A 14,529-nucleotide genomic window follows, 5' to 3' on the forward strand; every position below is an offset into this window, starting at 1 on the left:
CTGCTTCGCAGGAAGACGGCTCGGTGGGATCTCACAGGGTGCTGCGCAGGCTTTCCATCGCAGTGAGCCGTCGTCGTACGAGAGCGAGTGACGCAGCGACGTCGACGCCGTCTGCGTCCTGTGCCTCGAGGTCAGTCAGGCGGACGCGCGTCGCGTCGATCTCGTCGTCTAGCCGTTCACCAGCCTCATCCTTGGTGAGCAGATCCTGATCGGTCCAGTCTGCGGCGTCGATTTCCTTCTGATGAGACATCTTTCGTACTCGCTACTTTCCGTCGGTGCGGGGGAAGTTGTAGAGTTTGCGAGCGTTGAGTTCGACGATCTTGTGTGCCTCGCTATCCGGTACATCATGGAGCAGCTTCGCTGTGTACTCACGACTGTTGGGCCAGTTCGAGTCCGAATGCGGGTAATCGCACTCCCACGTAATGTTGTCGATACCGATCTGGTGTCGTCGAGCGACGCCTTCGAAGTCGTCGATGAAGCACCCGTACATGTGTTCACGGAACAAGTCGGAAGGTCGAACCTCCTTGTTCACGTTCTGATACCAGCGGTGTTTTTCCCATGTCAGGTCGATACGCTCGAGCAAGTAGGGCATCCAGCCGATACCACCCTCGGACAGGGCGACCTGCAGATTCGGGAACTTGTAGAACACCGGGGAGAACAGCAGATCTGCCGTGGCATCCATCGAGTTCGTCCCGAACAGCGAAATCATCACTGCCATAGGAGCTTCAGGAGAAGTGATCGGAGCGCGCCCCGAGGATCCGAAGTGCATGCACAGCGGCATACCGGTCTCCTCCGCCGCGCGGAAGACCGGGTCCCAGTGGTCGGTGTAGAACGACGGCAATCCGAGTCCGACGGTGTTCTCCGGGAAGGTGATCGCCTTGGCGCCCTTGGCCGCGCAGCGGTAGATCTCCTTCGCCGCCTCCGCTGGATCCCACAGCGGCACGATCATGAGCGGGATGAACCGATCCGGGTGTGCAGCCGCCCACTCGTCGAGGTGGAAGTCGTTCCACGCCTTCACCGACAGCAGGGCAAGTTCTTTGTCCTTGCCCTCGAGGAACACCGTCCCAGCGAAGCGGGGGAAAGACGGAAAGCAGAGAGCAGCCTGCACCCCGTCTATGTCCATGTCCTGCACTCGGGCGTCCACGTCATAACACCCGGGAAGCATGTCGGAGTACCGCGTAGGGTCCATGCCGTATTCCTGGGGCTTCTTGCCCGCAACCGCGTTCAGGCCGATGTTCGGATAGATCCGGCCCTCGTATTGCCACACCTCCGCGAGCTTCGGCGCAGCCGCATCCTTGCCGCGTCGAGCAGTGTCCAGCAACAGCGCGGACAGACCCTCATCACCGTGCTCTGCGCTCATGTCTTTCTCAACGATGCGCGGGCCTTCGTCGACGAACTTTTTCGGCAGGCGATCCGTCCACACGTTCGGCGGTTCGATCAAGTGATCGTCTACCGAAATCAAGTGCATATGGTCCTGAAGCGGCACAGCGACTCCTTCGATGGTCGAACTGGGACGTGAAACAGGGTGGGCAGGTTCGGAATGAATCTCCACCGGTGTATCTGACACGTCGTATGCTAGTGATCGTCATCACAAGCGTCAACCTTGAATCGACTCGACCTCCCAATAGCTGCTTACTCCACAGGAGATTTGGTGCGCCCACAGCGGGAGCAACAGGCACATCTGACACTTCGTCACCTTATGGGAAAGATCCTACCCACGATGCTCCCCCGCCGCTTCGAATGCCGCTTCGATCCGGCGATGTCGTTCCCTGACCGAATCGAGCCGCTCAGGATGAGTCACGATGTACAGGTCACCGCGCTCGATGCCGTCGGCTACCATTTCGCCCACCACGTCAGCCTCCAGGAGGAACGGCGATTCGGCCTGCTGAACCATCGGCCCACCCGAACCACCGGGCCGATTTCGTTCACTGGCACCGATGCGTGAGCGGACCTGGCCGGGAACGACCACACCCACGCCGACGTGAGCTCCACGCGCGGCGAGTTCCTCATCGAGAGCCTCGGTCAGCCCGACCACCGCGAACTTCGTCGTCGCGTAGGCAGCGAGACGAGGCGCGGCCCGAAGCCCGGCCATCGACGCAGTATTGACGACGAATCCCGCACGCGAAGTGCGCTCGATGATCGGCAAGAACGTTCGCACGCCGTGGACCACACCCCACAGATTCACGTCCACCAGCCAATGGAAGTCGTCATAGGTCAGGTCCTCGAACGGAGCCACCCGGGCGACCCCAGCATTGTTGACCACTACGTCGACCCTGCCGTACCGGTCGAGAGTCTCCTCCGCCAGCCGCTCGACATCCGCGCAGCGACTCACATCGGCCTGGACTCCCGGGACACCGAGTTCCACCGCAGCACTGTCGAGTGCGGACTGCTCGACATCAGAGATGACCACAGCCGCGCCACGGTCGCGTAGCGCGCGTGCCACCGCATAACCGATCCCCGATGCACCACCTGTGACGACGCACACTGCGCCAGCCAGGTCACTGACTCCTCGTCTCATTCGATTCCTTTCGGTTAGACATCACTGTTCCGCTGCCCAGGACCCGTGTCACGGTGTCCTCTCGAAGCCGGCATCGATCCCACCGAGCACGAATCGACCGGTCCATTCGACCTCAGAACGAGACGGCTTCGTCCCATTCCACAGATGACGGCGCATCGCACCCAAAACAAGATCTGCGATGCAGTCGCCATCGAGTCGGGGATCGGCTCCCAGTTCCTCCAAAGGCGCCGAGAGCAGCTCACGGAGGGGATAGAGCAACTCGTTCGGCGAACTGCCCGAACCCGAGTCGCCGGCTCTCTTGAGTGGCTCGAGCACCGCCCGGCTCGTCTGCGCGGCTTCTGTATCCGTTACTTGCCGTAGGACTCCACGGGTCCACGCCAGAATCTGTTCGCGGGGGTCCTTCGTCCGCGCCATACGCTCACGAATGTAGTCCGCAACCCGCAGCGTGCCCTGCTCCAGTACAGCGAGGAGGAGGTCATCCTTACTGGGGAACGAGCGGTACAGCGTTTGGTTCGAGATGCCGGCCGTCGCCACGATCTCCGAGACGGAAGGGATTGCGGGTGCGGACTTCTCGATGAGTTCGAGGGTCACTGCAAGTATTCGCTGAATCTCGTCTTCAGCGGACTTCCGCTGCCGGGCCGTACGACGCTCTGCCGCCTGCGCGACTCTGTTGGGGACTGCCGAGGTCCGCGATCCTGATGTATCTTTCTTCATACTGAGTAATCCGATTCTGATCTGAGGATATTTATGACTCCCAGTATGGACGATGACACCGACCGATCGGTGCCGGATCCGCAGTCCCCTTTCGATCTGTTCAGCCTCACGGGCAAGGTCGCACTCATCACCGGCGGCAGCCGCGGCATGGGTAAGGAAATGGCCTTCGCCTTTGCGCGTGCCGGCGCAGACATCATCGTCGCCAGTCGCAAACTCGAGAACTGTCAGGCTGTCGCGGCCGAGATCGAGCAGACCACCGGCCGCAACGCCCTGGCCTACGGATGCCATATGGGCCACTGGGACGAGATCGAGGGGCTCGTCGACGCAGCGTACGAGCGGTTCGGGCACATCGACATCCTCGTCAACAACGCCGGTATGTCCCCGGTCTACGACGACGTCACCGACGTGACCGAGAAGATGTACGACAGCGTCCTGAATCTGAACCTCAAAGGCCCGTTCCGGCTCACCCAGCTGGTCGGCACCCGCATGAAAGCGCGCGGCTCCGGCTCGGTCGTCAACGTCAGCAGCACCGGCTCGCTACGGCCGATGGGCTCGATCATCCCGTACGCCGCCGCGAAGAACGGCCTCAACGCGATGACGGAAGGCTTCGCTCAGCTCCTGGGACCCGAGGTTCGGGTCAACACCCTCATGCCGGGGCAGTACCTCACCGATATCGCAGCAGCGTGGGACATGGAGCACACCGATCGCATGGCCGAGCGCCTGCATCTGAAGCGCATCGGAAATCCGAGCGAAATCGTTGGTGCAGCACTGTTTCTCGCCAGCGATGCATCGAGTTACACATCCGGCACTATCGTGCGTTCCGACGGAGGGATCCCGTGAGCGACCTCGACAGATCCCTTCTCGACGAACTTGCCATCCGCAAGCTGACCGATGCCTACAGCCACGCCGTCATGCGGGGCGACGGACGCGCAGCCGCAGCGTGTTATGCCGAGAACGGGATCCTTTCCGCATACAGCGCACCGGATGTGATCGGACGGGATCGGATCGGCTCGATCCTCGAAAAGACCTTGTCCCCACTCACCTTCATGGTCCTCACGTGCGCGAACGGTGTCATCGAGGTTGTCGGGGACAATGCCGTGGCGAGTTGGTCCGTGTCGGAATGGCTGGCGGTCGACGGCCAGGAGGAACTCAATTGCAATTTCGGTGTGTACGAGGACTCCCTCGCGCGGTTTCCTGAAGGTTGGCGGTTCATCCGACGCCGATTCCAAGTCTTCAGCAGGGGGAAAGTGCCATATTCCGGCAAGTTCTCTCTGCACCCCGATCTCGAACACGACTACACGGTGCCCCGCTTCCTGGATCCGGCGTAGTCGTCACGCACCTCGCAATCAGACACCCGTTCTCCGGTCGAGGAATGACCTATCCACAGGATCGGCTACTCGGCCGGAGAACCCCGTTCGAAGGAAGATTCACATGGATTTGGGTGTGCGCGACAAAGTATTTCTCATCGTTGGTGGCACTGCAGGAATGGGCTTTGCCGCAGCGATGGTCCTTGCCGGCGACGGCGCCACCGTTGTCGTGGTGGGTCGCGACCCCGACCGAGCCGAACGCGCCGCCGTCGAACTGGCTGCGGCCGGCGCGACACCTGCGGTGGGCTTTGCTTACGACGTCAGCCGCAACGGTGAGGCGGCCCGAGCCGTACAGGACACAGTCGAACGATTCGGGCGCCTCGACGGGGTCGCTGTCACCACCGGCATCAAGGGCAAGATGCCGATCGAGTCGTCCGACGACGAATGGACGGATGCATTCCGTGACGTATTGCTCGGCACTACCCGCACGGTGGAAGCCGCCTTGCCACACTTGGTGAAGTCCCGCGGCACGCTCGTAACGACCGCCGCGTACTCCATCCGCTCACCCGAGATCGCACGGTTACCATACGCGTCGCTCAAGGGCTCGGTGGCCTTGTTCACCAAGGGGATCGCGAAGACATACGGGGCGCAGGGCGTTCGCGCAAATTGCATTTGCCCGGGCGCGGTCGAGACCGACGGGCTCCGAGCCATCCGACAGCATGTCTCCGCCGAGCGCGGCTGGCCCTACGAAACAGCGCTCGAGCGTGTAATGACCGAGGAGTGGGGAATGCACACCGCGTTGGGCCGGCCCGGACGGCCGGATGAGGTCGGCGACCTGATGGCATTCCTGTTGTCGCCGCGGGCCGGATACTTGACAGGCTCATTGATCAATATCGACGGCGGGACGGATTTCTGATGACCAGATTCGACGCCAAGGTCGCTTTCGTCACCGGCGGCGCACAGGGATTCGGCGCAGCATTCTGCCGATCGTTGGTAACCGAAGGCGCCTCCGTGGTCGTCGCAGACATCGATGAAACCCGCGCCGAGAATACGGCCACGGAACTGAGAGAGGCCGGCTTCGAAGCGCTGGCGGTCCATTGCGACGTGGCCGACGAGAACGCTGTTGCGGGTGCCGTTGCACGAGCAGTCGACGCGTTCGGCGGAATCGACATCCTCATCAACAATGCCGGTCTGCACCTGACCCGCTACAACCAGCCCTTCTCGTCTATGCCGCGCGAGGACGTGCGAGCCCTGTTCGACGTCAATGTCTTCGGGATCGTCAACACCTCGATCGCATGCCTCGAAGCCATGCGGTCACGAGGCGGAGGGACGATCGTCAATGTCTCATCGATGGCGGCATACAATCCGATCACTGCGTACGGGGTTTCCAAACTGACAGTTCGTGCCCTCACGATCGCACTGGCCCACGACTTCGCTTCCGCGGGTATCCGATGCAATGCCATCGCACCCGGACTGATCGGGACGGACAGCGCGCTGGCCGATCTCCCGCAGGCGTTTGTCGACTCGATCGTCGAAGACCGGCAGCTCGTGCATCGCCTCGGCCGGACCGACGACATCGTTGCCATGATGCTGTACCTGTGCTCGGACGAGTCATCCTTCGTCACCGGCGAGACCTTCAAGGTCAGCGGCGGCACACCGCTGTGGATTTAGTCAGACCTGGGAATCCAATTCCCGCGACGGCGCCGGGTATTGCTCGACGCAATCCAGCAATACCCGGGCCAGGGTGGCAGGTTCACTGATCATCACGTCGTGACAGCTTTCGATCTCGATGACTTCGGAGACACCGCCGAGGTTGTCGATGTGCTGACGTTGTTGTGCCGGCGGCACCGCGCGATCGCACCCGGTCAGTACCCATACCCGAGGCACTCCCTGCGGCATCGCGCTTCTGTCGACAGGTTCCGTAGCGAGTCTCGAGCTTTCCGCGCACAATTCGGAGAGCGCAAACTCCTTCTGCTCATCGGTCATCCCATTGCAGAACAATTCTGCTGCCATTTCGCGGGGGAAGGGCTCGGTCGCTCCGGACGTCACCCGCTCACCTACCCGATCTTGCAAGCTGCCCTGGAGATTCTCGAGGATCGACCATCCGTTCGGCGGAACGGCAGCAGCAATGAAGATCATGCTGAGCACCCGTTCGGACCCGAGTTCGGCTGCTACACCGGCAATCGTGATGCCACCCATCGAATGCGCCACCAGTATTACGTCGTAGCACTCGGATTCCTCGATGTCCGCAACGACAGACGTGACGCATTCGGCAATCCCCACCTCCGCGAGATCAGCAGGGTTCGTCGCCCGTCCGGGTAGATCAACCGCGAGCACCGGAAGATCCGGACGCAGCCTCTTCAATTCGTCCACCGTCCACGACCAACAGTGACCGGTGTGCTGTCCGCCATGTACCAGTACGATCCCTGTGCTCATCACAAATCCTTCTGTTCCGGAACGCTACACACGATCTGCCTGAACGTCGCTGCCACTGCCATTTCCCAGGTCCACCGTGACCGGACACGAGGTCGATCATGGGTAGACCGAGCGACTCCTGACCCTCAGGTCACACGGTCGACTTCCGACGGACGATACTTCAGCACCGGTTCGGAATCGTCGTACACGTCGAGAATGTGAGTCCAGCGATGGGTGCCGATGAGTGCTGCACACATCTGACCCAATTCGACGATCTCGGCGGTCGTGAACACCTCCGCCAACTCGAGCAGCACCTTGTCACCGATCGAGTGGTGATCGAGGTTGAACGCGTCGACGAACTGCAGGGCGCGCTTTTCACGTTCCGAATAACCAGCGGAGTCGGCCGGATCAACCATGCATGCCACATCATCATCGGAGATCGACGAATCCTTGCGGGACGACGAGCAAGGTCCGCAACCATTTATCTGTGCGCTGCGGCTCCGAAGGAGTTCTTCAGGCGCTTGTCGAGCAGGCCCGGGCACCCTTCTCACTTTGAGTCGGTGATGCGCACACCGCGGAGACCGGCTGCCGCCACATCCAACCATTTCCCGGCATCTGCTCGATGCTCGAAGATCACATCTGCACCTTTCCCGGAAACCTTTCATCGGGCTCCGAGTCGAGGTCTGCGCGCCCCAACTTCAGGATCGGGTCGCTGAGCGAGTCACCCACAAACGGGGGGCGCGGCGGCCGCGGCAGGTTCTCACTGACCGCGCCCTTGGCCGCCAAGAACGACTCCCAGTCCGCCGGGTCCCCACCGAAGAACTTGCCGGTGCCCATGATCACGCAATACAGCACCGCGCCCTCCGGACCAGCCTCCCACGGACCGAACATGTCGCCCCAGTCGAGCATCATGTGCGTCCCCGCTCCCAGAACGCCATCCGGACCGATCAATTCACCTTCGAGGATGAAGATCGTGTGGTCGCCATGATGACCGTGATACGGAGCAAGGGCGCCAGGCTCCCACTTGTTGTAGAACACGAGGTATCGCGGTGTGTATTCAATCCACTTCTCCCAGATCGACGCGGTCCGTCCATCGTCGAAACGCACTCGCATCGCCTCGAACCACGGCACCTCGTCGAGATGTTTGATACGCGGGCCACCCTGCATAATCACTCCTCCAGTTCACTTCTCAGCATCGGCGCCGATGCTGAGAACACGGTGCCGATGATTCTCATATGACCACTATCACTATGCTCTTCGCGAGTCGCATGATCTTTGGAGCCAGACTCCATCCGATGAGGTGGTAGACGTGCAAGCATCAACGCTCCGAAGAGTGCAGTCGACTCGGCTCGCGACCTGCGGCAGGTCTGATCTACGACGTGGTTCCCCAGTAGCGGGTGTCGATGATGCCGACGAAGTCCGCCTGTCCGGAATCTTCGATACCAACCACTTTGTCCTTGTATGCGACCATCGTGGGCATACCGCAAATGAAGACGTCATACGCTTGTTCGCCGGCGATAGCGGACGCTTCCGCGTACAGGGCGGTGCGCTCGTCTTCACTGATGCTCGGGTCCAGCGATCGGGTGACCACGTCCTGGTATTCCTGTGACGACGGCGTCGGGAATCGGAGCGGATCCATGTAGTTGACCATCAGCGTCTGAGAGGGAACGGACTGCACCAAACGAGGTCGGCTCACACTGGCCGTTGAGGAACGCAGAGTTGATCGCCTCCCGGTCCACCGCGTAATTCAGGGCCTGCCGAACCCGGGGATCTTCGAAGCCAGGCTGGCCGATATCAAGCTGGATCGCGTAGTACGTTGCAGCCGGGAACGAGTGCATCGACAGGCCCGACGATGTGGTGAGCTGCTCCAGTTCGTCGTACTGCCCAGCCTTGGCCAACATCGCGTCGAGCTGGCCACTGCGGAACGCATTGAGTCGCGCGTTGTCGTCCGGAATCCCGAGGATGTCGAGGGTCTTGTAGTTCTGCGCGTCCGCCGCCCAATAGTTGTCGTAGCGTTCGTAGGAAATATGGTCACCGAGACGAATCCTGGTAGGAACGTACGGACCGGACCCGGCTGTCTCGATCGTCAGATCTACGCCGGAATCCAACGCCGCCGGATTGATGATCGCGCCCACGGTCGACGAAAGGACCGCAGGAAGATCCGCCGCCGGCCGGTTCGTGTCGATGCGCACTGTATGTTCGTCCACTGCCACGACATCGGAGATCATGGAAAAGGATTGGGCGACCAACGCCTGCTGCGGATCTCGTGCACGATTCAAGCTTTGGACCACCGCGTCGGCGTTCACTGGTGATCCGTCGTGGAACGTCGCATCCGAACGCAGATGGAATGTCGCCGACAGGCCGTCCGGCGCGAACTCCCACGACTCGGCAAGCATCGGTGCGGTCTCCGGTCCACTCACCGTCTGTGTCAGCCGGTCGTATACCGGAGCGAGGTAATTGAAATCCACCGAATAATTGCCGGATCGGTGCGGATCGAGGTTTCCCGGCGGAGTTGTCCACGCGTAGCGGAGAGAGGCATCCTTGTCGATCCGCCCACCGGCCGCCGACGCACTGCCATTGCTCTCACCGGAGCCGCCACACGCTGTCAACAGCAGTGAAGCAGCGAACAATGCGGCCGCAGCCTTCAGAATCCAGCTACGGCCTTTCGAATGGCTCATATCGTTCTTCCGTCCCTCGTCGCCAGTAGATCTACGACGTTCTACCGCTGTCTCAGTCCGACATCACTCCAGTCCGAGTTTGCGTTTCGCGGCCTCCACCTTGTCCGGCAGGAACTCGGTGGGCCAGGCCCCGTCCGTACCCTGCTGCCCCTTGAGCACACCACGCGCCACCTGACGCAGATGCACTTCGGTCGGGCCGTCGACAAGCCCCATCACTGGAGCGGTCACCCACATCTTGTGCAACGGCGTAGACCGGGTGACTCCGAGCGCTCCGTGGACTTGGATCGACCGTTGCACGATATCGTGCAACACCTTCGGCGTCAGGAACTTGATCGCACTGATGTCGGTGCGGCACTTCGAGTAGTCCTTGGTCTTGTCGATCAGCCAGGCCGTCTGCAGGACGAACAGTCTGAACTGCTTCAGCTGGGCATAGGACTCCGCGATGTAGGTCTGCACGGTCTCGCGATCGGCCAGCGGTTTGCCGCGAGTCGTACGGCTCAGCGCACGCTCGCACATCATGTCAAGGGCGCGTTGGGCCAGACCGACGGTACGCATCGCGTGGTGCACACGCCCACCTCCGAGGCGAACCTGCGCGACCTCGAATGCGCGTCCCTCGTCACCGAGCAATGCGGTGGACGGCACACGCACGTCGTCGTAGTGGATCAGCGCCTCCGAACCCTCTTCGTCCGGCTCGTGGATCAGTGCAAAGTTCCGTTCGATGGTCAGACCCGGTGTGTCGGTGGGCACGAGGAACATCGACATGCCCTTGTGCGGGCCGGCTTCCTTGTCGGTGTACGCCATCACGATGCAGAACGTGGCGTAGCGGGCGTTCGACGAGAAGAACTTCCGGCCGTTGATAATCCACTCGTCGCCGTCCCGGACCGCGGTGGTCTCGAAGCCGGAGACGTCCGCGCCACCCTGAGGCTCCGTCATCGAGTAGCAGGAGAAGATCTCGCCGTCGAGCAGCGGCTGAAGGTACCGCGCCTTCTGCTCGTCCGTACCGAAATGTGCGATGATCTCAGCGTTCCCCGTGTCCGGCGCCTGAGTGCCGAAAATCGTCGGCGCCCAGGTTGATCGACCCAAGATTTCGTTCAGGAGCGCAAGCTTCAGCTGTCCGTATCCCTGCCCGCCGAGGGCCGGTTCGAGGTGGCAGGCCCAGAGTTCTTGCTCTCGTACGCGTTGCTTGAGCGGATCGACGATCCGGCGGTGCTCGTCGTCGAGCGGTTTGTAGTTGTCGTACGGCCAAACGAGGTCGAGCGGCTCGACCTCGTCACGGACGAATTGAGCAACCCAGTCCAGCTTCTTCTGAAATTCGGGGTCGGTGTCGAAATCCCACGTCATGATGGCTCCTCAGGGTTGAAAGTGCAGATGAACGATCAGCGCAGGGTGACCTGCCGGGACAGCGAGGCTGCGAACTCCATGAGCTCGAGAACGATGGGGCCGAACCGCGCGACCCGATCGTCGGCCTCGCCCTTCGCGTGACGGGCGACGCTCGCCTCGAGGACGATCGCCAGCTTGAACCGCGCCAGGATGACGTAGTAATCCACATCGGAGACATCGAGGCCGCTGACTGCGGCGTACCGTTCGAGCATTGCGTCACGAGACGGCATACCCTCATAGTCGAGGTAGCGAGCGTACTTCATCGCGTCGCCCTCGGGCCCCCAGGAAACGAGAACCCAGCCGAGGTCGAGCAGCGGGTCACCGATCGTGGTCATCTCCCAGTCGATGATCGCTGCGAGCTTGGCGGGCTTCCCGTGGCGGAACATCACATTGGCGAATTGGTAGTCGCCGTGCATGATTCCGGGCCGGAAGCTGGGCGGTTGGTTCTTACGCAACCATGCGGCGGTCTCTTCGAGGCCGGGAATGTCGCGGAATTTGAAACCGGACAGATGCGACAGCCAACGATCGACCTGACGGTCGAGGAAGCCGTCGGGCTTGCCGAAACCTTCGAGTCCCTGAGCCTTCCAGTCGACTCGAGCCATGCGGGCGGCACCGTCGACCAGTTCGAGACCCAGAGCGCCCTTCGCCTCGAGGTCGGTGTCGAAGGGTGCTGCCCAGCCACCGCCCATCGGGCTCCACCCGTCGACCAGATCCATCATGTAGAAGGGTGTGCCGATCACCGACGCGTCATCGGTCGCGCCGCGGAGTGCAGCATGAGGCACATCGGTGCCCGCCAGTGCCTTCAGGAGCCGAGCTTCCCGCATCAACACCTTGGCGCGACCCTCGACGGCGTAACCGGGGGGCCGTCGTAGTGCCATCTTCTCGCCGCCGCGGACAACCTCGAACAGTTCGTTCTGCGATCCACCGGACAACGTACGGGCCTGAGCAAGTTCACCCTGTCCTGGCAGACCTTCCCGGTCCATCCATCGACTGAGGGCTTCGAGATCGAGAGAAGTGGACGTCGATGCGTCCTTGGAAGAAGTGTGTGTGTCGTGGGCCATATCTAGTAATCTAATTACTCAAATCGCGAAAAACAATTACTGGTCGATATTCGTCCTGAAGGCGCAGGTGGAAGCGGCGCAGACAGAGACGGCACTTCACACAAGGAGGCAGATGATGCACATGCGAGAGAACCTGACGATGCGCGCAGCACGGATCCACGAGCTCGGTAGCGCCGAAGCTGTCACGATCGACACGATCGAGATACCCTCGCCGGCCGCACACGAACTGCTCGTGTCGGTCGAGGCCGCGGCGGTCAATTTTCCCGACACCCTCATGATCGCCGGTCGGTATCAGACAACAACACAGCTGCCCTTCGTGCCCGGGCACGAGTGCGCGGGGGTCGTCGCCGCCGTCGGTGCCGATGTCACCGGATTCACTGTGGGAGAACGGGTCGCCGCTCTCGCACCCGGCGCCTTTGCGGAATACGTCGTTGTGCCGGAATCCTCCGCAATCCCGGTCCCCATCGGCGTAACCTCCGCCGAAGCGTCGGCAACATGGGTCTGCCACCTCACCGCGTACCACGCCCTACGGTCGATCGCCCAGATCGAACCGGGCGACCTGGTGCTCGTCCTCGGAGCAGGAGGGGGTCTCGGTCTCGCCGCGGTCGAGCTTGCAGTTGCTCTCGGTGCCACAGTGATCGCAGCCGCATCCAACATCGAGAAGCTGAATGCTGCCCGCGACCGCGGAGCTCGGCACGCTGTGGACTACGTCGGAGGCGATTTGAGAGAAGGCATCCGCGCGGCCGTGGGCCCCGGGGCGCTCCAGGTTGTGATCGATCCGGTCGGCGGCCCCTGGGCAGAACCTGCGCTTCGCGAGCTCGCGTGGGGCGGCAGGTATGTCACGCTCGGGTATGCGAGCGGCGAAATTCCCTCTATTCCGCTGAATCTCGTACTCCTCAAGGGTGCGATAGTCAAAGGCCTCGAAATCAGAACCTTTGCCCAGCACGATCCGAAGCGCGCCGCCAGGGACCGAGCCGAGTTCACCGAACTCTGGAGCACGGGCCGGATCCGACCCAGCATCCATGCCCGATACCCGCTCGACGACACCGCCGCGGCGTTGACCGCGGTTGCAAGCAGGCGGTCGGTAGGGAAGACCATCATCGAGGTCATCCCATCCGAAACGGTGAAATGACCCGGGCCCTCCTCTCACAGCAAGACCCTGTGAACACGGTGCCCGCGCCAGGAAGAGACGGGCACCGTGTGCATCGAGGTGGACAGTCAGTTGATGCGCGGAAAGTTGTAGAGCTTGCGGGCGTTGAGCTCGACGATCTTGTGTGCCTCGCCGTCGGGCACGTCGTGCAACATCTTTGCCGTGTACTGACGGCTGTTGGGCCAGTTCGAATCCGAGTGCGGGTAATCGCGCTCCCACATATGTTGTCGATACCGACCTGTTCGCGTCGGGCAATACCTTCGAAGTCGTCGATGAAGCACCCGTACATATGCTCGCGGAACAAATCCGAGGGTCGAAATTCCTTGTTCACGTTCTGGTACCAGCGATGTTTCTCCCAGGTCAGATCGATGCGCTCGAGCAGGTACGGCATCCAGCCGATTCCACCCTCGGACAAAGCGACCTTCAGATTCGGGAACTTGTAGAACACCGGTGAGAACAACAGATCCGCGGTCGCATCCATCGAGTTCGTACCGAACAGCGAAATCATCACGGCCATCGGAGCTTCCGGCGAGGTGATCGGAGACTTACCGGACGAGCCGAAGTGCATACACAGGGGAAGCCGGGCCTCTTCAGCTGCCCGGAAGACCGGATCCCAGTGGTCGGTGTAGAACGACGGCAGTCCCAGACTGACTGTGTTCTCCGGGAATGTGATGCCCTTGGCACCCTTGGCGGCACAGCGGTAGATCTCCTTCGCCGACTCTGCCGGATCCCACAGTGGCAGGATGATGATCGGGATGAACCTGTCCGGGTAGGAACCACACCACTCGTCGAGGTGGAAATCGTTCCACGCCTTGACGGAGAGTAGCGCGAGTTCCTTGTCCTTGCCCTCGAGAAACGCGGTTCCCGCGAACTGGGGGAAGGACGGGAAACATAGCGCGGCCTGCACGCCGTCGATGTCCATATCCTTCACTCGGGCGTGTACGTCGTAGCACCCGGGCAGCATGTCCGAATATCGCGTGGAATCAGTCCCATACTCCTGTGGCTTCTTGCCCGCGACCGCGTTGAGGCCGATGTTCGCGTAGATGCGGCCCTCGTATTGCCAGACCTCCGACAGCCTGGGTGACGAGCCCTCGCTCCCCGTCTGTCGACCCGATCTCGGCGCTCATGTCCTTCTCGATGATGCGAGGCCCTTGGTCGAGGAACTTCTTTCGGTAAGCGATCCGTCCACACGTTCGGCGGCTCGATCAGATGATCGTCCACCGAGATCAATTGCATATGGTCCTGAAGCGGCACAACGAACTCCTCAAAGACAAGCGCGATACCATAGCACCCGTACGTATCTGAC

The 14,529-nt window shown here is 61.6% G+C and carries 16 protein-coding genes and 1 pseudogene; 5 read left to right on the forward strand and 12 right to left on the reverse strand.

Annotation, left to right across the window (positions count from 1 at the left end; all coding sequences use genetic code 11):
* Nucleotides 1-31: 31 nt before the first annotated feature.
* The 4 genes from Q7514_RS16940 to Q7514_RS16955 form a co-directional block, all read right to left on the reverse strand.
* On the reverse strand, nt 32-250 hold the full coding sequence (locus Q7514_RS16940; protein WP_330134447.1) for a hypothetical protein: 219 nt from the start codon (nt 248-250) through the stop codon (nt 32-34).
* Nucleotides 251-262: 12 nt separating this feature from the next.
* Nucleotides 263-1,486, reverse strand: coding sequence for an amidohydrolase family protein (locus Q7514_RS16945; protein WP_330134448.1), 1,224 nt, complete (start codon nt 1,484-1,486; stop codon nt 263-265).
* Between the two features lie 225 nt (nt 1,487-1,711).
* Nucleotides 1,712-2,518, reverse strand: a complete 807-nt coding sequence (locus Q7514_RS16950; RefSeq protein WP_330134449.1) for an SDR family NAD(P)-dependent oxidoreductase — start codon at nt 2,516-2,518, stop codon at nt 1,712-1,714.
* A gap of 48 nt (nt 2,519-2,566) precedes the next feature.
* Nucleotides 2,567-3,232, reverse strand: coding sequence for a TetR/AcrR family transcriptional regulator (locus Q7514_RS16955; RefSeq protein WP_330134450.1), 666 nt, complete (start codon nt 3,230-3,232; stop codon nt 2,567-2,569).
* 45 nt (nt 3,233-3,277) lie between these two features.
* On the opposite strand from Q7514_RS16955, the gene Q7514_RS16960 reads away from it, so the two are divergent.
* The 4 genes from Q7514_RS16960 (at nt 3,278) to Q7514_RS16975 (ending at nt 6,210) form a co-directional block, all read left to right on the forward strand.
* The gene (locus tag Q7514_RS16960; protein ID WP_330134531.1) at nt 3,278-4,072 is read left to right on the forward strand and encodes an SDR family NAD(P)-dependent oxidoreductase; all 795 of its coding nucleotides are present in this window, start codon (nt 3,278-3,280) and stop codon (nt 4,070-4,072) included.
* The gene (locus tag Q7514_RS16965; RefSeq protein ID WP_330134451.1) at nt 4,069-4,560 is read left to right on the forward strand and encodes a nuclear transport factor 2 family protein; all 492 of its coding nucleotides are present in this window, start codon (nt 4,069-4,071) and stop codon (nt 4,558-4,560) included. Before Q7514_RS16960 ends, Q7514_RS16965 begins: the two co-directional genes overlap by 4 nt.
* A gap of 103 nt (nt 4,561-4,663) precedes the next feature.
* Entirely contained in the window at nt 4,664-5,455 is a 792-nt protein-coding gene (locus Q7514_RS16970; protein ID WP_330134452.1) for an SDR family NAD(P)-dependent oxidoreductase, read from the forward strand.
* Complete coding sequence (locus tag Q7514_RS16975; protein WP_330134453.1) at nt 5,455-6,210, forward strand: SDR family NAD(P)-dependent oxidoreductase; 756 nt, start codon at nt 5,455-5,457, stop codon at nt 6,208-6,210. The genes Q7514_RS16970 and Q7514_RS16975 overlap by 1 nt, the downstream gene beginning before the upstream one ends.
* On the opposite strand, the gene Q7514_RS16980 is transcribed toward Q7514_RS16975, so the two are convergent.
* From Q7514_RS16980 to Q7514_RS17010, 7 genes are all read right to left on the reverse strand, one after another.
* The gene (locus Q7514_RS16980) at nt 6,211-6,975 is read right to left on the reverse strand and encodes an alpha/beta fold hydrolase (RefSeq protein WP_330134454.1); all 765 of its coding nucleotides are present in this window, start codon (nt 6,973-6,975) and stop codon (nt 6,211-6,213) included. It lies immediately after the preceding gene.
* 125 nt (nt 6,976-7,100) lie between these two features.
* Nucleotides 7,101-7,370, reverse strand: coding sequence for a carboxymuconolactone decarboxylase family protein (locus Q7514_RS16985; RefSeq protein ID WP_330134455.1), 270 nt, complete (start codon nt 7,368-7,370; stop codon nt 7,101-7,103).
* A gap of 217 nt (nt 7,371-7,587) precedes the next feature.
* Nucleotides 7,588-8,121, reverse strand: a complete 534-nt coding sequence (locus tag Q7514_RS16990; protein WP_330134456.1) for a cupin domain-containing protein — start codon at nt 8,119-8,121, stop codon at nt 7,588-7,590.
* Between the two features lie 205 nt (nt 8,122-8,326).
* The gene (locus Q7514_RS16995) at nt 8,327-8,545 is read right to left on the reverse strand and encodes a hypothetical protein (RefSeq protein ID WP_330134457.1); all 219 of its coding nucleotides are present in this window, start codon (nt 8,543-8,545) and stop codon (nt 8,327-8,329) included.
* Entirely contained in the window at nt 8,511-9,632 is a 1,122-nt protein-coding gene (locus tag Q7514_RS17000) for an ABC transporter substrate-binding protein (RefSeq protein WP_330134458.1), read from the reverse strand. Before Q7514_RS17000 ends, Q7514_RS16995 begins: the two co-directional genes overlap by 35 nt.
* A 63-nt stretch (nt 9,633-9,695) precedes the next feature.
* The gene (locus tag Q7514_RS17005; protein ID WP_330134459.1) at nt 9,696-10,973 is read right to left on the reverse strand and encodes an acyl-CoA dehydrogenase family protein; all 1,278 of its coding nucleotides are present in this window, start codon (nt 10,971-10,973) and stop codon (nt 9,696-9,698) included.
* 35 nt (nt 10,974-11,008) lie between these two features.
* Nucleotides 11,009-12,073, reverse strand: a complete 1,065-nt coding sequence (locus Q7514_RS17010; RefSeq protein WP_408016114.1) for a phosphotransferase family protein — start codon at nt 12,071-12,073, stop codon at nt 11,009-11,011.
* A gap of 139 nt (nt 12,074-12,212) precedes the next feature.
* Between Q7514_RS17010 and Q7514_RS17015 the strand changes: the two genes are divergently transcribed.
* A complete protein-coding gene (locus Q7514_RS17015; RefSeq protein ID WP_330134533.1) occupies nt 12,213-13,205 on the forward strand; it encodes an NADPH:quinone oxidoreductase family protein in 993 nt (330 codons plus the stop codon).
* Between the two features lie 86 nt (nt 13,206-13,291).
* Here the strand turns inward: Q7514_RS17015 and Q7514_RS17020 are convergent.
* Nucleotides 13,292-14,477: pseudogene (locus Q7514_RS17020) on the reverse strand (amidohydrolase family protein).
* Between the last annotated feature and the right edge of the window lie 52 nt (nt 14,478-14,529).

Source organism: Rhodococcus artemisiae (genome assembly GCF_036327795.1).
Lineage (GTDB): Bacteria > Actinomycetota > Actinomycetes > Mycobacteriales > Mycobacteriaceae > Rhodococcus > Rhodococcus artemisiae.

What these genes read in the sequence shown, in the direction of transcription:
- Q7514_RS17015 (WP_330134533.1), top strand. Translation starts at nt 12,213, where the DNA reads ATGCGCGCAGCACGGATCCACGAGCTCGGTAGCGCCGAAGCTGTCACG.
- Q7514_RS16985 (WP_330134455.1), bottom strand. Translation starts at nt 7,370, where the DNA reads ATGGTTGATCCGGCCGACTCCGCTGGTTATTCGGAACGTGAAAAGCGC.
- Q7514_RS16960 (WP_330134531.1), top strand. Translation starts at nt 3,278, where the DNA reads ATGGACGATGACACCGACCGATCGGTGCCGGATCCGCAGTCCCCTTTC.
- Q7514_RS16955 (WP_330134450.1), bottom strand. Translation starts at nt 3,232, where the DNA reads ATGAAGAAAGATACATCAGGATCGCGGACCTCGGCAGTCCCCAACAGA.
- Q7514_RS16980 (WP_330134454.1), bottom strand. Translation starts at nt 6,975, where the DNA reads ATGAGCACAGGGATCGTACTGGTACATGGCGGACAGCACACCGGTCAC.
- Q7514_RS16950 (WP_330134449.1), bottom strand. Translation starts at nt 2,518, where the DNA reads ATGAGACGAGGAGTCAGTGACCTGGCTGGCGCAGTGTGCGTCGTCACA.
- Q7514_RS16970 (WP_330134452.1), top strand. Translation starts at nt 4,664, where the DNA reads ATGGATTTGGGTGTGCGCGACAAAGTATTTCTCATCGTTGGTGGCACT.
- Q7514_RS17010 (WP_408016114.1), bottom strand. Translation starts at nt 12,073, where the DNA reads ATGGCCCACGACACACACACTTCTTCCAAGGACGCATCGACGTCCACT.
- Q7514_RS17000 (WP_330134458.1), bottom strand. Translation starts at nt 9,632, where the DNA reads ATGAGCCATTCGAAAGGCCGTAGCTGGATTCTGAAGGCTGCGGCCGCA.
- Q7514_RS16975 (WP_330134453.1), top strand. Translation starts at nt 5,455, where the DNA reads ATGACCAGATTCGACGCCAAGGTCGCTTTCGTCACCGGCGGCGCACAG.
- Q7514_RS16990 (WP_330134456.1), bottom strand. Translation starts at nt 8,121, where the DNA reads ATGCAGGGTGGCCCGCGTATCAAACATCTCGACGAGGTGCCGTGGTTC.
- Q7514_RS16940 (WP_330134447.1), bottom strand. Translation starts at nt 250, where the DNA reads ATGTCTCATCAGAAGGAAATCGACGCCGCAGACTGGACCGATCAGGAT.
- Q7514_RS17005 (WP_330134459.1), bottom strand. Translation starts at nt 10,973, where the DNA reads ATGACGTGGGATTTCGACACCGACCCCGAATTTCAGAAGAAGCTGGAC.